The organism is Pseudomonas sp. Au-Pse12, assembly GCF_021341665.1.
Classification (GTDB): domain Bacteria; phylum Pseudomonadota; class Gammaproteobacteria; order Pseudomonadales; family Pseudomonadaceae; genus Aquipseudomonas.
Window position 1 is genome coordinate 86841 of sequence record NZ_JAJTTH010000008.1, and the last position, 17070, is coordinate 103910.

Annotated in this window: 14 protein-coding genes; 6 read left to right on the forward strand and 8 right to left on the reverse strand. The window is 64.0% G+C overall.

The annotated features are described in order from the left end of the window. Positions 1 to 3: 3 nt before the first annotated feature. The 5 genes from LXM55_RS22160 to exaC all read right to left on the reverse strand — a co-directional run bounded on the left by LXM55_RS22160 (position 4) and on the right by exaC (position 8115). Complete coding sequence (locus LXM55_RS22160) at positions 4 to 1398, reverse strand: ethanolamine ammonia-lyase subunit EutB (RefSeq protein ID WP_233322330.1); 1395 nt, start codon at positions 1396 to 1398, stop codon at positions 4 to 6. Positions 1399 to 1449: 51 nt separating this feature from the next. Beyond that, on the reverse strand, positions 1450 to 3645 hold the full coding sequence (locus tag LXM55_RS22165; protein ID WP_233322331.1) for an ethanolamine ammonia-lyase: 2196 nt from the start codon (positions 3643 to 3645) through the stop codon (positions 1450 to 1452). 29 nt (positions 3646 to 3674) lie between these two features. After that, complete coding sequence (locus tag LXM55_RS22170) at positions 3675 to 5111, reverse strand: ethanolamine ammonia-lyase reactivating factor EutA (RefSeq protein WP_233322332.1); 1437 nt, start codon at positions 5109 to 5111, stop codon at positions 3675 to 3677. 25 nt (positions 5112 to 5136) lie between these two features. Beyond that, a complete protein-coding gene (eutH, locus tag LXM55_RS22175) occupies positions 5137 to 6417 on the reverse strand; it encodes an ethanolamine utilization protein EutH (protein WP_233322333.1) in 1281 nt (426 codons plus the stop codon). Positions 6418 to 6594: 177 nt separating this feature from the next. Next, positions 6595 to 8115 carry an acetaldehyde dehydrogenase ExaC gene (gene exaC / locus LXM55_RS22180; protein WP_060841271.1) on the reverse strand — a complete coding sequence of 507 codons (1521 nt, stop codon included), beginning with the start codon at positions 8113 to 8115 and terminating at the stop codon, positions 6595 to 6597. 375 nt (positions 8116 to 8490) lie between these two features. On the opposite strand from exaC, the gene LXM55_RS22185 reads away from it, so the two are divergent. The 4 genes from LXM55_RS22185 (at position 8491) to LXM55_RS22200 (ending at position 12803) form a co-directional block, all read left to right on the forward strand. Then, positions 8491 to 10410 carry a sigma-54-dependent Fis family transcriptional regulator gene (locus tag LXM55_RS22185; protein ID WP_233322334.1) on the forward strand — a complete coding sequence of 640 codons (1920 nt, stop codon included), beginning with the start codon at positions 8491 to 8493 and terminating at the stop codon, positions 10408 to 10410. Between the two features lie 134 nt (positions 10411 to 10544). After that, positions 10545 to 11894 (forward strand): UDP-N-acetylmuramate:L-alanyl-gamma-D-glutamyl-meso-diaminopimelate ligase, encoded by a 1350-nt coding sequence (gene mpl / locus LXM55_RS22190; protein WP_233322335.1) that lies wholly within the window; start codon positions 10545 to 10547, stop codon positions 11892 to 11894. Then, positions 11891 to 12523 (forward strand): flavin prenyltransferase UbiX, encoded by a 633-nt coding sequence (gene ubiX, locus LXM55_RS22195; RefSeq protein ID WP_233322336.1) that lies wholly within the window; start codon positions 11891 to 11893, stop codon positions 12521 to 12523. Before mpl ends, ubiX begins: the two co-directional genes overlap by 4 nt. After that, on the forward strand, positions 12516 to 12803 hold the full coding sequence (locus tag LXM55_RS22200) for a YceK/YidQ family lipoprotein (RefSeq protein WP_233322337.1): 288 nt from the start codon (positions 12516 to 12518) through the stop codon (positions 12801 to 12803). Before ubiX ends, LXM55_RS22200 begins: the two co-directional genes overlap by 8 nt. A 60-nt stretch (positions 12804 to 12863) precedes the next feature. Here the strand turns inward: LXM55_RS22200 and LXM55_RS22205 are convergent, their stop codons facing one another. The 3 genes from LXM55_RS22205 to LXM55_RS22215 form a co-directional block, all read right to left on the reverse strand. After that, positions 12864 to 13505, reverse strand: coding sequence for an oxidoreductase (locus tag LXM55_RS22205; protein WP_233322338.1), 642 nt, complete (start codon positions 13503 to 13505; stop codon positions 12864 to 12866). A 28-nt stretch (positions 13506 to 13533) separates the two neighbouring features. Continuing rightward, positions 13534 to 15252: a C13 family peptidase gene (locus tag LXM55_RS22210; RefSeq protein WP_233322339.1), complete on the reverse strand. Its 1719-nt coding sequence runs from the start codon at positions 15250 to 15252 to the stop codon at positions 13534 to 13536. A 103-nt stretch (positions 15253 to 15355) separates the two neighbouring features. After that, positions 15356 to 15811, reverse strand: a complete 456-nt coding sequence (locus LXM55_RS22215) for a MaoC family dehydratase (RefSeq protein WP_233322340.1) — start codon at positions 15809 to 15811, stop codon at positions 15356 to 15358. A 178-nt stretch (positions 15812 to 15989) separates the two neighbouring features. On the opposite strand from LXM55_RS22215, the gene LXM55_RS22220 reads away from it, so the two are divergent. Further along, positions 15990 to 16352, forward strand: coding sequence for a CidA/LrgA family protein (locus tag LXM55_RS22220; protein ID WP_233322341.1), 363 nt, complete (start codon positions 15990 to 15992; stop codon positions 16350 to 16352). Further along, entirely contained in the window at positions 16349 to 17065 is a 717-nt protein-coding gene (locus tag LXM55_RS22225; RefSeq protein WP_233322342.1) for an LrgB family protein, read from the forward strand. Before LXM55_RS22220 ends, LXM55_RS22225 begins: the two co-directional genes overlap by 4 nt. Positions 17066 to 17070: the final 5 nt, after the last annotated feature.

Sequence of the window (17070 nt, forward strand, 5' to 3'; positions counted from 1 at the left end):
TCCTTATCCCAACTGGGCCAGTGCCTGGCGGAACGCCGGCGGCAGGTTATTGCCGAAATGCACCTTGCCGTCGGCCTGGGTGAAGATGCCGGTCCTGGCCAGCCATTGCTCGAATTCGGGGGCGGGTTTCAGGCCAAGGGTCTGCCGGGCATACAGCGCGTCGTGGAATGAGGTGGTCTGGTAGTTGAGCATGATGTCGTCGGAACCGGGGATGCCCATGATGAAGTTGATCCCGGCCACGCCCAGCAGGGTCAGCAGGTTGTCCATGTCGTCCTGGTCGGCTTCGGCGTGGTTGGTGTAGCAGATGTCGCAGCCCATGGGCACGCCCAGCAGCTTGCCGCAGAAGTGGTCTTCGAGGCCGGCGCGGATGATCTGCTTGCCGTTGTACAGGTATTCCGGGCCGATGAAACCGACCACGGTGTTCACCAAAAACGGCTTGAAATGCCGGGCCACGGCGTAGGCGCGGGTTTCGCAGGTCTGCTGGTCGATGCCGAAGTGGGCATTGGCCGACAGGGCGCTGCCCTGGCCGGTTTCGAAGTACATCAGGTTCTGCCCGAGGGTGCCGCGGTTCAGGCTCAAGCCGGCCTCGTAGCCTTCCTGGAGCACGTTGAGGTTGATGCCGAAGCTGGCGTTGGCCGCTTCGGTGCCGGCGATCGACTGGAACACCAGGTCCAGTGGCACGCCGCGGTTGATTGCTTCGATGGAGGTGGTGACGTGGGTCAGCACGCAGGCCTGGGTCGGGATTTCGTAGCGCTGGATGATGGCGTCGAGCATTTCCAGCATGGCGCAGATCGAGGCGATGCTGTCGGTGGCCGGGTTGATGCCGATCATCGCGTCGCCGTTGCCGTACAGCAGGCCGTCGAGAATGCTTGCGGCAATGCCCGCGGGTTCGTCGGTGGGGTGGTTGGGCTGCAGGCGGGTGGACAGGCGCCCGCGCAGGCCCAGGGTGCCGCGAAACTGTGTTACCACGCGAATCTTCTGCGCCACCAGGATCAGGTCCTGCACGCGCATGATCTTCGATACCGCGGCGGCCATTTCCGGGGTCAGGCCCGGGGCCAGCGCGCGCAGGCTCTGCTCGTCGGCGGCGTCGCTGAGCAGCCAGTCGCGAAAGCCGCCCACGGTCAGGTGGCTGACCGTGGCGAAGGCCTCGCGGTCATGGGTGTCGATGATCAGCCGGGTGACTTCATCGGATTCATAGGGAATCAGCACCTCTTCGAGAAAGTGCTTGAGGGGGATATCCGCCAGGGTCATCTGGGCGGCGACCCGCTCGCCGTCGTTGAGGGCGGCAACCCCGGCCAGAAAGTCGCCGGAACGCGCCGGGCTGGCCTTGGCCATGACTTCCTTGAGGCTGTCGAAGCGATAGGTCTGAGAACCTACGCTGTGGGAAAATTGGGCCATCTCAGTCTCCGTTTCAACGATGTAGGGGCGTTGCCGAGTGCTGGCGGATCATCAGGATGCCACCTTCTTCAGCAGGTTTTCCAGACGGTTGCCGGCCGCCCGGTGATGGAGGATGGCAAAGGCCTTTTCCGCCACCAGGCTGCCGCCTTCGAGCGGTGGCAGGCCACCGCTGTAGATGTTCGAGATCACGCTGTATTCGTAGCGAATGTCCGGGTTGCCGCTGAACTGCGCGGCCGCGCGACGGGCCTGGTCGTCCGGCAAGCGGTAGCCCAGGTAGGCGGACATGCTCCGCGAGGCCAGGGCATCACCGCCGGGCCGTTCGCCGATCAGCACGATGATCAGTTGTGGTTGCAGGGCTTCGCCCACCGACTCCGCGAGCTTGACCCGGCCGTAGGGCGCGAGGATCGGCTGGCCAATGCGCAGTTCACGGCTCTGCAGGCCGTCCAGCAGCACCGGCAGCAGTTCGGGAATGTTGTGGTGGATGGCTTCGGCGCTGAGACCGTCGGAAATCACGATCTGCACATCGTTGTATTCCGGTTGCAGGCGCCGCAGTACTTCTTCGGTCAGCCGCGCGCCCAGCTCCGGGTCTTGCAGGTGGGCCAGCTTGTCCGGGGCCGCGGTGCGCAGCTCGCGCAGAGCAATGGCGCCGATCTCGGCGGGGCGCAGGTCGACGTAGATCGCTTCCCGGGCCACCGCCAGGTTGGCCCGTACCGTGCGTGACACCTTGTTGGCCGGTCGCGGCCCGGCGTTGTCGAAACCGTAGGTGGCCGGGGTGGATTCCAGCAGGCGCTGGAAGTCGATGTCCGACGCGCAGAAGATCCTCGGGTTGCCCCAGTTCGGCCCGCGCTCCACGTTGCCGTGGGCATCCTCCTGGAAAATCCCCTTGCCCAGGGCCCAGCGCAGGTATTCCGGGGCCGGTGCCAGGTCATGGACCTCGCGCAGGGTCTGGTTGTCGTGGGCGCTGGTGTCGAAGTAGGCGAGCATGCGGTCGGTGCTCAGGTACACGTCCATGAAGAAGTTGGCGCCAGCGGCGGTCAGCAGCTCGGTGGCCATTTGCTGGCCTTCCAGGGTCACCTGGGAATGCAGGGTGTAGCAGGGCGCCATGCCCATGGGCAGCCCCAGCAGCTTGCCCATGAACTGGTCCTGCAGGCAGGAATAGGTCATCTCGAAGTTGTCGAGGTGGGTTTCCGGGCCGATGAAACCGGTGACGTTGTTCACCATGTACGGTCGGTAGCGCCGGGCCAGCCCGTAGCACAGGGCTTCGCAGGTGGCCATGTCGATGCCTTCGTGCTTGCCGTAGGTCAGTTCGCTGCCCTGGCCGGTCTCGAAGTACATGAAGTTTTCCGCCACGTCCCGCAGCGGGCCGCGCTCGGCCATGGTCCGCCAGGCCTGGTCGAGCAACTCGACGGTGACATCGAACTCGTCGGTCAGGGTGCGTTCGGTGCCGGCCAGGCTCTGGAACATGATCTCCACCGGCGCGCCCTGATCGAGGCAGGCCAGTTGGGTCTTGATGTGGGAGAGCACGCAGATCTGCGTTGGCGCTCCGGTTTCCCGGCGCAATTTGTCCAGGTGGTGCAGGGTGGCGCTGATGTTGTCCACCGTGTCGATGGCCGGATTGAGGCCGATCAACGCGTCTCCCGAGCCCATGCTCAGCCCGGTATAGACCAGCAAGGTGATGCCGCTGAGGTTGTCGGTGGGATGGTTGGGCTGCAACCGCGATGACAGGGTGCCGGGCAGGCCCACCAGGGTCCGGGCCTTGGCTGCCGCGCCGCTCTTGAGCTTCTTCGACAGCAGGATCAGCTCATGCACGTCCAGCAGCTTGGCCAGCGCCGCCGCCATCACCCCGGTCAGGGCCGTGCCGATGCGGCGGATGTCGTTGCCGTGGCTGCGCAGCAGGCGATCTTTCAGGGCGCCCAGGGTCAGCTCGGCGATTTCGCTGAACACTCCGTGGTCGATGTCGTAGTTGACCTGCATGACACTGTCGATGTGGCCGTGGCGATCGGTCAGCGGATGCTCGAAATAGTGCGCCAGGGTCAGCTCCGAGAGCACCTTGCGCGCCGCCTCGCGAGTGATCTCGTCCACGGCGGCAAGCCCTGCCACCCGGTCGCCGGCCTTGCTGATGTCGGCGGCGCCGAGCACCGCCTTGAGGCTGCCGAAGGCGATCTCGCGATCCAGCACCCGGGTGCTGTAGCCACGCTCGGCCGGGGCGACGGGAAGGCGGATGTGCTGCAGTTCGGTGAGTGACATGGCAAGAGGCTCCTTGGCCGGCATCGGCATCAGTGCACGCCGTAAAAGGCGACGGGCACGATGTGCTGATGGGGTGTTCCCAGATTGATGAAGTGCGCCGAACGCTCGCGCACTTCATCGATGACGATCAGGTTGCAAGAACTGCGCCCCCAATCCGTGGCGTAGTTGCCCAGGACCTTGCCGACGTTGCTTTCCAGCAACAGCACCAGCGGCCATTGAGGTTCGGGCTGGGCGGCGCCCAGGGCCTGGCACAGCAGGCCACCCAGTTGACGGATTTCCTCCAGGCCCGGCGCCTGGCCGCCGTCGAGCAGTTGCAGGCAGGCGCCCTCGCGGCTGCTCAAGGCCAGCTCCAGGGCCGCCTCCAGTTGCTGCCGGGAGGCGCGCACCGAAAGGCGCGCGACGATGGGCAGGTCTTTGAGGGGCAGCGCTTCGGGGTGGGGCAGGAACAGGGTGCTGCCGGAAATCTCGGTGTTGTGCAGGGTCAGGCCGTAGACCGTGGCCCGGCCACGGTTTTCCGGCAGCAGGCGGCCGGTGTCGCGCACCAGCCTCGGGTGACGGGCAATGGCCAGGGCCAGGTCGATGCCCAGGTCGCCGTAGTGGGTGGTGCCGGGCAAGGGTTCGCCTTGCAAGTGCCGATACAGCAACTCACCGACGCCCCCGGAAAAGGTCAGCGCCACCTCGCCTTCGCAGGCCGGCAGGTGCAGCGGCAGTTGCTCGGTCAGTCGGCCCAGTGAGTTGGCGAAGAAGCGCCGGTCGCCCTCGACAATGGCCAGCAGGGCGTCGATGTACCAATCGAGCACGGCGCACCGTTGTGAGTCGTCGAGGACCTGCCCGGGTGTCTTGTCGATCGCCAGATGGTCGAGCAGGGCCCGCCCGAACTCCGACAGGCCGCTGAGTCGATAGCTGCCCGGCTGGAACTGCAGGTGCCGGGCGCCGATGAAGTGGCAGCCGCTGGCCAGCACATTGCCGTCCAGGCCCCAGGCGGCATTGGTGGTGCCGCCGCCGATATCCAGGTTGAGCATGGGCTGCTGCGCGTGAAAGCGGCTCAGGGCCGAACAGCTGCCCATGAACGCCAGCCAGGACTCAAGGCCGCCGTCGTCGGCACGGGTAATCAGCGCGTTGCCGATCAGCTGTCCCACTAGTTGCGCCAGCGCCTGGGCGTTGTGCCGTCGGGCGGCCAGGCCGGTGATGATCACCCCGCCGGAAAACAGCTGCTGCGGGCGCACGTCGGCCTGCTCAAGCCAGGTTTCGATCAGGCTGCGGATCGCGGCTTCATCGATGACCTCATCCTTGAAGGGCGTGAACACCGGGTCGCCGCGAAACAGCACCCGGGGTTCGTTGAGGGCCATGCGCCCGGTGATGCAGTGGCTGCTGAGGCTGGCCTGGGCAATCAGTGCGCTGCTGGTGGTGGAACCGAAGTCCAGCCCCAGCAGCAATACCGTTGCGCCGCCCGTGGTGGCTTGCATGCAGGCGTTCCTCGCCGCGGCGGAATCAGGCGGTGGCCTTCTGGCCCGCAGGTTCCGGAGTGTCCAGCGCGGTGCCACCCAGGTACTCGCCCGGGGCGATGATTCCGGCGGCACGATCCTGGGCTTCCAGTTGCAGCGCCTTGGGCACCGACAGCCAGTAGGCCAGGCCGACAGCGACGAAGCCGGCGCTGATCTTGCCGATCAGCACCGGCAGGATGATGGTCGGCTGGAAGTTGGCGGTGAAGGACAGGTGGTCACCCAGCAGGAAGGCGGCGCAGACACCGAAGGCGATGTTCACCACCTTGTCCTTGGGCGGCATGAAGCGCACCAGGCGGAACATCGCCAGGATGTTGGCGATGGTGGCCAGCATGCCGGCGCTGCCGACCGCGCTGAGGCCGATCTTGCCACCGAGGTTCTCCAGCGGCTTGCCCAGGTATTTGCGCAGCAGGTAGACCATGGGGAAGGCGCCGGCCAGCATGATGCCGATATAGCCGGCGGTTTCCAGGGCGCGGGTCTGGTCCTGGGCATCGGCGATGATCGGGTGGAAGCCCCAACTGCCGAACACCGCGGAGAAGGCCCCGGTGAAGTATTCGACGATGGAGAACACCAGCACCAGCTTGATCGCTGCGTCCATGGCCCGGCCGAAGATGATGAAACCCTTGATCATCATGTCCGGCAAAAAGCGCAGGCCCAGGGCCAGGGCCACGACGAAGATCAGGATCGGCAGCAGGTTGGCGAAGATGCTGCCCAGGCCCAGGGCCAGTTGGTAGCTGGCTTCACCGTTGGTGCTCACCAGTTCGCGGACCACCGGGTTGCTGAAGGCCAGGATCAGGCTGGCGATCATCACCCCGACGGGGATGGTGAGGATGCCGGACATGATCCCCAGGGCCATGTACTTGTGGTCGCGCTTGTCGAGCATCGCCAGGCCCATGGGGATCGAGAAGACGATGGTGGCGCCGCCCATGAAGCCGGTGATCAACGCCATCACCAGGGCTTCCTTGCTCGCGGCCAGGGCCGAGGCCAGCTGATAGCCGCCCATGTCCGAGGCGATGATCATGGTCGCCGCCAGGGCCGGGTCGGCGCCCAGGGAGTTGAAGAACGGCCCGAAGACGGTTTCGATGACCACGGTGAGGTAGGGGATGGAAGCCATGATTCCCGCGGCCGGTACAAAGATGTAGCCGGTGGCGTGGATGCCTTCCATGAATTCTTTGCCCAGGCCTCGCTCGCTGTCGTAGATAGCGGCGAAGGCGCCGAGTACGGCGCAGAGCATGATGAGGTAGAGCACGTAGTTGCCGATCTGATCCATTGCGTTTGTCCCTTGTTATTGTTTTTCAAGCAGGGTCTGTGCACGACTGGTTTGGCGCAGAACTTCCGACAGCAGTGTCCCGTCCGGCCAGCCTTTGGCACCGGATCAGAGCAGGTGAGCACGTGCGGCAAGGCCGCGAAAAGGCCTCCCGGCGACCGGGGTCGCCGGGAGGATGGATCAGAAGAAGCCCAGCGGGTTGATGTCGTAGCTCACCAGCAGGTTCTTGGTCTGCTGGTAGTGGTCGAGCATCATCTTGTGGGTTTCACGGCCGACGCCGGATTTCTTGTAGCCACCGAACGCGGCGTGCGCCGGGTACAGGTGGTAGCAGTTGGTCCACACGCGGCCGGCCTTGATCCCGCGGCCCATGCGATAGGCACGGTTGATGTCGCGGGTCCAGACCCCGGCACCCAGGCCGAACTCGGTGTCGTTGGCAATCGCCAGGGCTTCGGCTTCGTCCTTGAAGGTGGTGACGCTGACCACCGGGCCGAAGATTTCTTCCTGGAACACGCGCATCTTGTTGGTGCCCTTGAGCAGGGTCGGCTGGATGTAGTAACCGCTGGACAGGTCGCCTTCGAGTTTCTCCACCTTGCCGCCGGTGAGCAGCTGCGCGCCTTCGTTCTTGGCGATGTCGAGGTAGGAAAGGATCTTGTCGAACTGCTGCTCGGAGGCCTGGGCACCGACCATGGTGTCGGTGTCCAGCGGGTCGCCGCGCTTGATCTGCTCGATCTTCTTCATCACCACTTGCATGAATTCGTCGTAGATCGACTCCTGCACCAGGGCGCGGGACGGGCAGGTGCAGACTTCGCCCTGGTTGAAGAATGCCAGCACCAGGCCTTCGGCGGCCTTCTCGATGAACTTCGGCTCGGCCTGCATGATGTCTTCGAAGAAGATGTTCGGCGACTTGCCGCCCAGTTCCACGGTCGACGGAATGATGTTCTCGGCGGCGCACTTCATGATGTGCGAGCCCACCGGGGTCGAGCCGGTGAAGGCGATCTTGGCGATGCGTTTGCTGGTGGCCAGGGCTTCGCCGGCTTCGCGGCCGAAACCCTGCACCACGTTGAGCACGCCCGGCGGCAGCAGGTCGCCGATCACTTCCATCAGCACGGTGATGCCCAGCGGTGTCTGCTCGGCGGGCTTGAGCACCACGCAGTTGCCGGCGGCCAGGGCCGGGGCCAGCTTCCAAGCGGCCATCAGGATCGGGAAGTTCCACGGGATGATCTGCCCGACCACGCCCAGGGGTTCATGGATGTGGTAGGCCACGGTGTTGCCGTCGATTTCCGCGGCGCTGCCTTCCTGGGCCCGCAGGCAACCGGCGAAGTAGCGGAAGTGGTCGGCGGCCAGGGGAATGTCGGCGTTCAGGGTTTCGCGCACGGCCTTGCCGTTGTCCCAGGTTTCGGTGATGGCCAGCAGTTCGAGGTTCTGTTCGATGCGGTCGGCGATCTTCAGCAGGATCAGCGAGCGAGCCTGCACCGAGGTGGCGCCCCAGGCGTCGGCGGCGGCATGGGCGGCGTCCAGCGCCTTGTCGATGTCTTCGGCGGTGGAGCGGGGGAATTCGGCAATCGGCTGGCCATTGACCGGCGACGTATTGGTGAAGTACTGGCCTTTGATCGGCGCGACGAATTCGCCGTTGATGTAGTTACCGTACTTGCTCTTGAACGAAACGATAGCGCCTTCAGTACCGGGGTGTGCGTAACGCATGGTGGGTATCTCCTGGCTTTTATGCTTATGGGGGAGGACGCGCTATTGCGCATGACTAGCGTAGAGCAAAGGTTGGGCCAGTGTGGCTCAAGCCATATGCATCAAGGGTTTGCGAATGTTTCGAGCGAGCGCTGGCGCGGTGTTGTGACGGATCCGGTACAGGGGCAAGTGACAGTTTGTAACGTTATTGGCACAACCTGTGACCTGTGGGTCAGGCCGGCATTGCAATGGAGCAGCGGCTGGAGGATGCTGGTTCGCGTGTCGAATCTTGTCGGACAAATCTGATGAGCATTCCTCCTTCGTAGTCGATTGCAGCCCGGCAGTGGCGACGGTATTTCGTCTGAGCGTGTCAGCGCAGCAGGAGAATAATAAGAAATGCACAGTAGTAATCACTTGAGCCGGCATGCCCAGCAGGTGCTCACCGTGGCCCAGGGCAAGGCCCATCTGCAGGGCCCGGGCAGCGATCCTTCCATCGCCCGTTCCTGGCTGCGCTGCCTTGAGGACTATCATCTCGATCCGGCCCAGGCCATGGCGCCCACGGTGCTTGAACATGGTCGTCTGCTGGAGAGCCGCGAGCGGTTGCAGGATGTGCTGCAGATTGCCGGAACCGAGATGACCAACCTGCATCAACAGTTGTCTGGCGCCGGGCATGCGGTGCTGCTGACCGACGCCCGCGGGGTGATCCTCAACTGCATTACCGCTCCCAGCGAGCGCAAGATCTTCGAGCATGCGGGCCTCTGGCTGGGGGCCGACTGGAGCGAGGCGCGGGAGGGCACCAATGGCATCGGTACCTGCCTGGTGGAGCGCCAGTCGCTGACCATTCATCAGGGCGAGCACTTTCGCGGCCGGCACACCGGCCTGACCTGTTCCGCAAGCCCGGTGTTCGACCCTCATGGCGAGTTGCTGGCGGTGCTGGATGTATCGTCGGCGCGCCAGGACGTTTCCCGGCAGAGCCAGTTCCACACCATGGCCCTGGTCAATCTCTCGGCGAAGATGATCGAGAGCTGCTATTTCCTGCGCTATTTCGAGAACCAGTGGCTGCTGCGCTTTCATCTGCAGGCGGAATCGGTGGGGCTGTTCAGCGAAGGGTTGCTGGCGTTCGACGGCGAAGGCCGGATCTGTGCAGTGAACCAGAGTGCCCTGAACTTGCTGGGGCACATTCGTGGCGGTTTGCTGGGCAAGCCGGTCGAGAGCTTTTTCGATTGCTCCCTGGATGAGTTGTTCAGCCGTGCCAGCATCAACGCCAGCGCCAGTTGGCCCTTGCGCACCCGGGATGGAAGGCGCCTGTTTGCCTTGTTGCGCGGCCAGCCGCAGCCGGCGTCAGCGCCGGTGCTGCGGGCGCCAGTGGTCATTGCGCCGCCGCGGCCGGCAGGCATCTGCCTGGGGGATGACGGCCTACAGAATGATTTTCGCAGGGCTTCGCGGGTGTTCGAACGCGACGTACCGTTGCTGATCAATGGCGAGACCGGTTCTGGCAAGGAGGCTTTCGCCAAGGCCGTGCACCAGGGCAGCGTGCGGGCGAACAAGGCCTTTGTCGCACTCAACTGTGCGGCGATTCCGGAAAGCCTGATCGAGAGCGAGCTGTTCGGTTATCGCGGTGGCAGTTTTACCGGCGCGCGCAAGGAAGGCATGCGCGGCAAGTTGCAGCAGGCCGATGGCGGCACCCTGTTCCTCGATGAAATCGGCGACATGCCCCTGGCCTTGCAGACCCGTTTGCTGCGGGTGCTGGAGGATCGGCTGGTGGTGCCGATTGGTGGTGAGCCGCAGCCGGTCAACGTGCGCATCATCAGCGCGACTCACCGGGACCTGCTGGAGCGGGTGCGCGACGGCAGTTTCCGTGAAGACCTGTATTACCGGCTCAATGGCCTGGAGATCGCGCTGCCGGCCCTGCGCGATCGCAGCGACAAATCCCAGCTGCTGGACTTTCTCCTGGCCGAGGAGGCAGGCGGGCAAGCGGTGGTGCTGGAGGACGCGGTGCGCCAGAGCCTGTTGAGTTATCCCTGGCCGGGTAACGTGCGGCAATTGCGCAACGTGCTGCGGACCCTGGCGGCCTTGTGTGAAAACGGCCGCATTGGCCTGGAGGACCTGCCGCCGTTGATCCGTAACAATCGCCCGGCGCCGATCAGCGAGGCGCTTGCCGAGGTTCAGGAACGGCCCCTGGATGACGCCGAGCGGGTGGCGCTACTGGCGGCTCTGGAACAGCAGCGCTGGCACATGACCCATACCGCCGAACAGCTGGGGGTCAGCCGCAACACCCTCTATAGAAAGCTGCGCAAACACGGTATCGCGCGTTAAGCCGCATTTGCAGCCGCTGGCGCCGGGCCACCTGCCGGGTGCCAGCAACGGCGCGCAGCAGCCTCCCGGTCAGCTAATGGGTGCGATTTGCAGCCCTCTAGGCTAACCTGCGCCGATGTTTTTCGAGGTCGACTATGCACATCCATATTCTCGGTATCTGCGGCACTTTCATGGGGTCGATGGCGGTTCTGGCCAAAGAGCTGGGCCACCACGTCACCGGTTCCGACGCCAACGTCTATCCGCCGATGAGCACCCAGTTGCAGGCCCAGGGCATTGAGCTGACCCAGGGTTACGATCCTGCCCAGCTGGACCCGGCGCCGGACCTGGTGGTGATCGGCAACGCCATGTCCCGGGGCAATCCGGCCGTGGAGTATGTACTGAACAAAGGCCTGCCTTATGTGTCCGGCCCGCAATGGCTGGCGGACCATGTGCTGCAGGGGCGCTGGGTATTGGCAGTGGCCGGGACCCACGGCAAGACCACCACCAGCAGCATGCTGGCCTGGGTCCTGGAGCATGCGGGCATGAGCCCGGGCTTCCTGATCGGTGGCGTGCCGCAGAACTTCGCCGTTTCGGCACGTCTGGGCGGCACGCCGTTCTTCGTGATCGAGGCCGATGAATACGACAGCGCCTTCTTCGACAAGCGTTCGAAGTTCGTCCACTACCGCCCGCGCACCGCGATCCTCAATAACCTTGAGTTCGATCATGCGGATATCTTCCCGGATCTGGCGGCCATCGAGCGGCAGTTCCATCATCTGGTGCGGACCATTCCCAGCGAAGGCCTGGTGATCCATCCCACCACCGAGCCGGCCTTGCAGCGGGTGATCGAGATGGGCTGCTGGACCCCGGTGCAGACCACCGGTGCCGGTGGCCAGTGGCAGGTCAAACTGCTCAGTGCCGACGGCTCGGCCTTCGAGGTGATGTTCGAAGGCGTGAGCCAGGGCGTGGTGGAGTGGGAGCTGACCGGGCAGCACAACGTGGCCAATGCCCTGGCAACCCTGGCCGCGGCCCGCCATGTCGGCGTGGTGCCGTCCATGGGGATTGCCGGCCTGAGTGCGTTCAAGAGCGTGAAGCGGCGCATGGAGAAGGTCGCCGAAGTGCATGGCGTGACCATCTATGACGACTTCGCCCACCACCCGACCGCTATCGCCACGACGCTGGATGGCCTGCGCAAGCGGGTCGGCGACGCCCCGGTGATCGCCATCATCGAACCGCGCTCCAATTCCATGAAGCTTGGCGCGCATCGTGATGGCCTGCCGGAAAGTGTCAATCAGGCCGATCAGGTGATCTGGTACGCCCCGGCCAACCTGGGCTGGGACCTGGCCGCCACTGCGGCGTTGTGCCGTGTGCCATCGATCGTCAGCGACTCCCTGGAGGGCATCATCGAACGGGTGAAGAGCCAGGCCAAACCCGGCACCCAGGTGGTGATCATGAGCAACGGCGGCTTCGGCGGGCTGCACGGCAAACTGGCCGAGGCGCTGCGATGAACAACGGCCCGGAACGCATCACCCTGGCCATGACCGGCGCTTCTGGCGCCCAGTACGGCCTGCGCCTGCTGGACTGCCTGGTGCGTGAAGACCGGGAGGTGCACTTTCTGATCTCCAAGGCCGCGCAACTGGTCATGGCCACGGAAACCGATGTCAGCCTGCCACCCAAGCCGCAGCTGATGCAGGCCTTCCTCACCGAGTACACCGGTGCGGCGGCGGGGCAGATCCGTGTCTATGGCAAGGAAGACTGGATGTCGCCGGTGGCTTCGGGTTCCGGCTCGCCGGCGGCGATGGTGGTGGTGCCCTGTTCCACCGGTACCTTGTCGGCGATTGCCACCGGGGCCTGCAACAACCTGATCGAACGCGCCGCGGACGTGACCCTCAAGGAGCGTCGGCAGTTGATCCTGGTGCCGCGCGAGGCGCCGTATTCCAGCATCCACCTGGAGCACATGCTCAAGTTGTCGAACATGGGCGTGACCATCCTGCCGGCCTCGCCAGGCTTCTATCACCAACCGCAGACCATCGATGACCTGGTGGATTTTGTCGTGGCGCGGATTCTCAATCTGTTGAATATCCCGCAGGACATGTTGCCGCGCTGGGGCGAGCATCATTTGAGCAGCGATGAATAAGCCCCTGCTGATCATGCTGGTTGCCCTGCAACTCGGTGGGTGCGCCACGGCTCGCACTTTGAATGCGGCTCAACCCGGGGCTCCGGTGGTGTATTCGGGGACGCGCCTGGACCTGTATGCGATGCAGGGAGGCTGCTGCGCCATGGACCGGTTTGGCGCCGAGGCACCGAGCTATCCAGGGGTGGATCTGCCGGCCAGCGCTCTGCTCGATACCCTGTTGCTGCCGTTGTCGGTACTGACGGTATTGGGGGTGGGGTTTCAGGCGACGGGCGGGTTGTAGCGCTTCGCCGGCAGGCCGGTTCCTACAGGTCTGTGCAGGAGCCGGGCTGGCGGCGATGTTTCATTTACCCAGCTTGCGCAGTTCATCGGACTCGACGATCCGCGTGCCGCTCTGTTCTTCAAGCGCCAGGCGCCACATGGCCCGAGCCAACTGACAGGCTTCGATTCCGCGGTATTTCCCGGGGATCAGTCGCGACAGCGGCCCGGCCAGCTGCTCGCCCAGGCGCGGCTCGATACGATCCCCCAGCAGCAGTGAGGGCCGGCAGATGGTCAGCTGTGGCCAGCCTTGCTGTTTCAGTGCCTCTTCCATTTCCCCTTTGACCCGGTTGTAGAAGATCGACGACTTGGGATCGGCGCCCAGGGCGCTGATCACGATCAGGTGCCGTGCGCCCATTTCCCGCGCGCGCTTGCCGAAGGCCACCACCATGTCCAGGTCCACTGCGCGAAAAGCGGCTTCGGAACCGGCCTGCTTGATGGTGGTGCCCAGGCAGCAGAAGGCAATTTCCACCTTGCCGCTGAGCTGCGGCAGCACCACCACCGGGTCGCCAACAGGGTTCTCCAGGCGTGGGTGTTCGCTCAATGGGCGCCTGCTGGGTGCGAGGACGCGGGTGATGGTGGGCTCGTTGAGCAGGCGATCGAGCAGTTGCTCCCCGGTCAAGCCAGAGGCGCCGGCGAGCAGGATATGCTGAGGCGTCAAGTACATGGTCATTCCCCCTTGATACTGTTTCAGCTTAGTTGCTCTGTGCTTCCTTGCTGCTGATAGAGACACTCTGCAGGGCCTTTCGTGCCTGCTGTTTGCGCAATTGCTGCCAGTGCGCAATGACGCCCTTGGGAGCCCAGATCTGCGGCTCGGACGCTTCGAAATTGTCTGCCTGCTCGCGTTCGGCAACGATTCCCCGGGCCAACTTGAAGGCGTGCTCAAGGTCATCGGTCTGGTTCAGCGCCTGGGCGAACAGGGCATCGCCAAAGTAGGTGAAGTCGGCTTCTTCCGAGCAGCCGAAAGACACTCGGTCTGCCTGGGAGGCGGTCATGATCAGTGTTCGTTCGTCCTTGAGCGCCGGGATGAAGCCGCCGGAGTAGCAAGAGGAAATGACAATGATCTTGTCACGGTTCTTCAGCGGGGCCAGGGCTGTGGCCAGCTCATCGGCGGGCAGGTCCGCCAGCTCCAGGCGTGGCTGATCGAGCACCAGCTCGTGGTCGCTGGTGCCGTGGCTGGTGAGGTAGATGAACACCAGGTCTTCCGGGCCGCTGCGCTCAGCCAGGGTCTGGGCGGCGCGGCGCAGGTTTTCCCGGGTGGCCATGGGCCGGTTCATCAGGTGGTCGCGGTGATTGACCAGGCGGATCTGGCCGTAGGCGCCGAAGCGGCTAGCGAGCATGTTGCTGACGTAGTCGGACTCGCGCAGGAACACGCTCTGCTTGCCATCGCCGGCCAGGGTCAGGCTGTAGAGCTCGATGGCCGAAGTCGAGGCGGGCACCGCATCGAGGGCCTCCTTGAGCAGGCGGCCCTGGACCAGCAGGGCGGTTTCCAGCGGGTCGGGCAGCAGCTTGCCGTCGGCGTCGCGAACCCGCAGGCCGTTGTTCCACACCCCGCTTTGCACGCTGCCGTCGCGCAGTACCAACACACCGCGGCCTTGATAGTTGTCGCTGTCGAAGCCGCCAATGTAGAAACTGCCGTCGCTGAGGTTGAGGCGGCCCTCACCGCTGAAACGCCAGTCACTGAAGGTGCCGACGTAATGGCTGCCGTCGGCGCCGATCAATTCGCCCTTGCCGCCCAGGGCGCCTTCCTTGAACTGGCCGATCCACACATCGCCGTCGGAGTTTTCGTAGCGGCCCTTGCCGTTGAGCTGGTTGTGCTTGAAGCCACCGACATAGATGTCGCCTTCGGCGCTGTTGAAGGTGCCGTTGCCTTCCAGTTGGCCGTTGAGGAAGTTGCCGGTGAACTGGTTGCCGCTGGCGTCGCTGCGCTGGCCTTCGCCGTTGGGCTTGCCCTTGGCGAACTGGCCCTGGTACTGGCTGCCGTCTTCGAGCTCCAGGCGCCCCAGGCCCGAGTACAGGTCGGCCTTGAACTCGCCACGGTAGGTCATGCCGTCTTCTTTGAGGGTGCCTTCGCCGTCCCGGCGGCCGAGCTTGAAGCCGCCGCTGTAGCTGCTGTCCTTGGTGGTGAGGGTGCCTTGGCCGTGAAACAGCCCTTGCTGGAACTGGCCGCGATAGACCTCGCCATTGCTGCCGTGCCACTCCCCCTGGCCATGCCACTGGCCTTTGTCGAATTGACCGGCGTACCAGCTGCCGTTGGGATAGTCGATGCGTCCTTGTCCTTGCAGCAGGCCATTGACCAGATCGCCACGATAGCGTCCGCCGTCCGGCAGGCGGGCGTCGGGTGGCAACAGCGATTCGCCGTCGCCGCAAGCGCTGAGCAACAGGGTCAGGAGCAGAGGTACAAGTGGGCGCATAACGGGTTCCGGATAATTAGGGGACCGAGTATGCCGCAGCGGTGTGTCTTATATATAGAGAGGTTGAGCGAAACAGCGTGCGCTGTTTCGCATCGGCAAGGTTTCAGACGAAACAGAGCGACAGGGGCTCGGCGATGTAGGCCGGTTTTTCCTGGCCGTCGATTTCCAGGGTGGCGGTGGCCTTGAGCAGCCACTGGCCGGGTTTCTTCTCGGAGACTTCAGTCAGGTCGACCTTGAGCCGTACCTTGGAGTTGACCGGAACCGGCTGGATGAAGCGCACGCTGTCCAGGCCGTAGTTGACCACCATCTTCAGGCCCTGGGGCAGCACCAGGATGTCTTCCATCAACTTGGGAATCAGCGACAGGGTCAGGAAACCGTGGGCAATGGTGCTGCCGAACGGAGTCTGCGCGGCCTTCACCGGGTCCACGTGGATGAACTGGAAGTCGCCGGTCGCTTCGGCGAAGAGGTTGATACGCTCCTGGTCAATGGTGAGCCATGCGGAACGTCCGAGTTCCTTACCGACATAATCTTTGAGCTCCGCAACAGGAACATAGGGCATTGAGACTCTCCTTGGTTCAACGATTTCTGGGTATTCGAAGCGCTATCGTGCGCTCGGAAACTTCCACTGTAGATCATCATGGCGATCCTTCCCGGTAAACATCCATGCTTTTGGCGAATGCCGGTTCATAGCGCCTGCGTGCTTATAATGCGCGACGGGATCTGGCTGGAGAGGCGGTATGTTGTTACGCGGTTTGACATGGCTGGTGCTGTTCCAATTGCTCGGTACGGCGCTCAATCACCTGCTGTTGCCCGTGCTCCCCGGGCCCATCATCGGCCTGTTGCTGCTGCTGGTTTTCCTGGTGGTGCGCGGTGAAGTCGGCGAGCCGCTGAATCTTGCGGCCGGCAGCCTGTTGCGTTACCTGCCGTTGCTGTTGGTGCCGCCTGCGGTTGGGGTCATGGTGTATGCCCGGGATATCGCCGCGGACTTCTGGGCAATCACTGGGGCGCTGGTGTTGTCCCTGGTGATCTCGATGGCCTTTGTCGGGGTATTGATGCAGCGTCTGGTCAAGCGTCAGGCCCACAAGGAGGACAGCCAATGAGCTTCGATTGGCAGGGAGCCTGGGCGGCGGTGATTCATCATCCGCTGTTCGGCATTGGCATCACGCTGGGCGCCTATCAATTGGTGCTGGCAGCGTTCGAAAAGACCCGCTGGATGTTCCTGCAACCGGTACTGGTGTCCATGCTGCTGGTGATCGGCGTGCTGCTCGGTTGCGGCTTGAGCTATGCCGAATACCGCAAGAGCACCGAGATCCTGAGCATTTTGCTGGGGCCGGCGACGGTGGCGCTGGCAGTGCCGCTTTACCTCAACCTGCGGCGTATACGCCAATTGTTCTGGCCGATATTGGCTACGCTGGTGGTGGGTGGTGTCGTGGCCACCAGCCTGGGTGTGTTGCTGGGCTGGTGGTTCGGCGCTGAGCACATGATCCTCATGACCATGGCGCCCAAGTCGGTGACCTCGCCGATCGCCATGCTGGTGGCCGAGCAGATTGGTGGTGTCGCAGCGCTGGCGGCGGTGTTCGTGCTGATTACCGGGGTGATCGGGGCAATCTTTGGCCCGGGCCTGCTCGATCGCCTGGGGGTTCATGGCCCTGAAGCGCGGGGCATGGCCCTGGGCATGACCGCTCACGCGGTGGGCACCTCGGTGGCCTTGCAGGAAAGCGAGGAGTGCGGCGCCTTTGCGGCGCTGGCAATGAGTTTGATGGGCGTGGCCACGGCGGTATTGCTGCCATTGGCGGTGTCTTTGCTGGTTTAAGGATG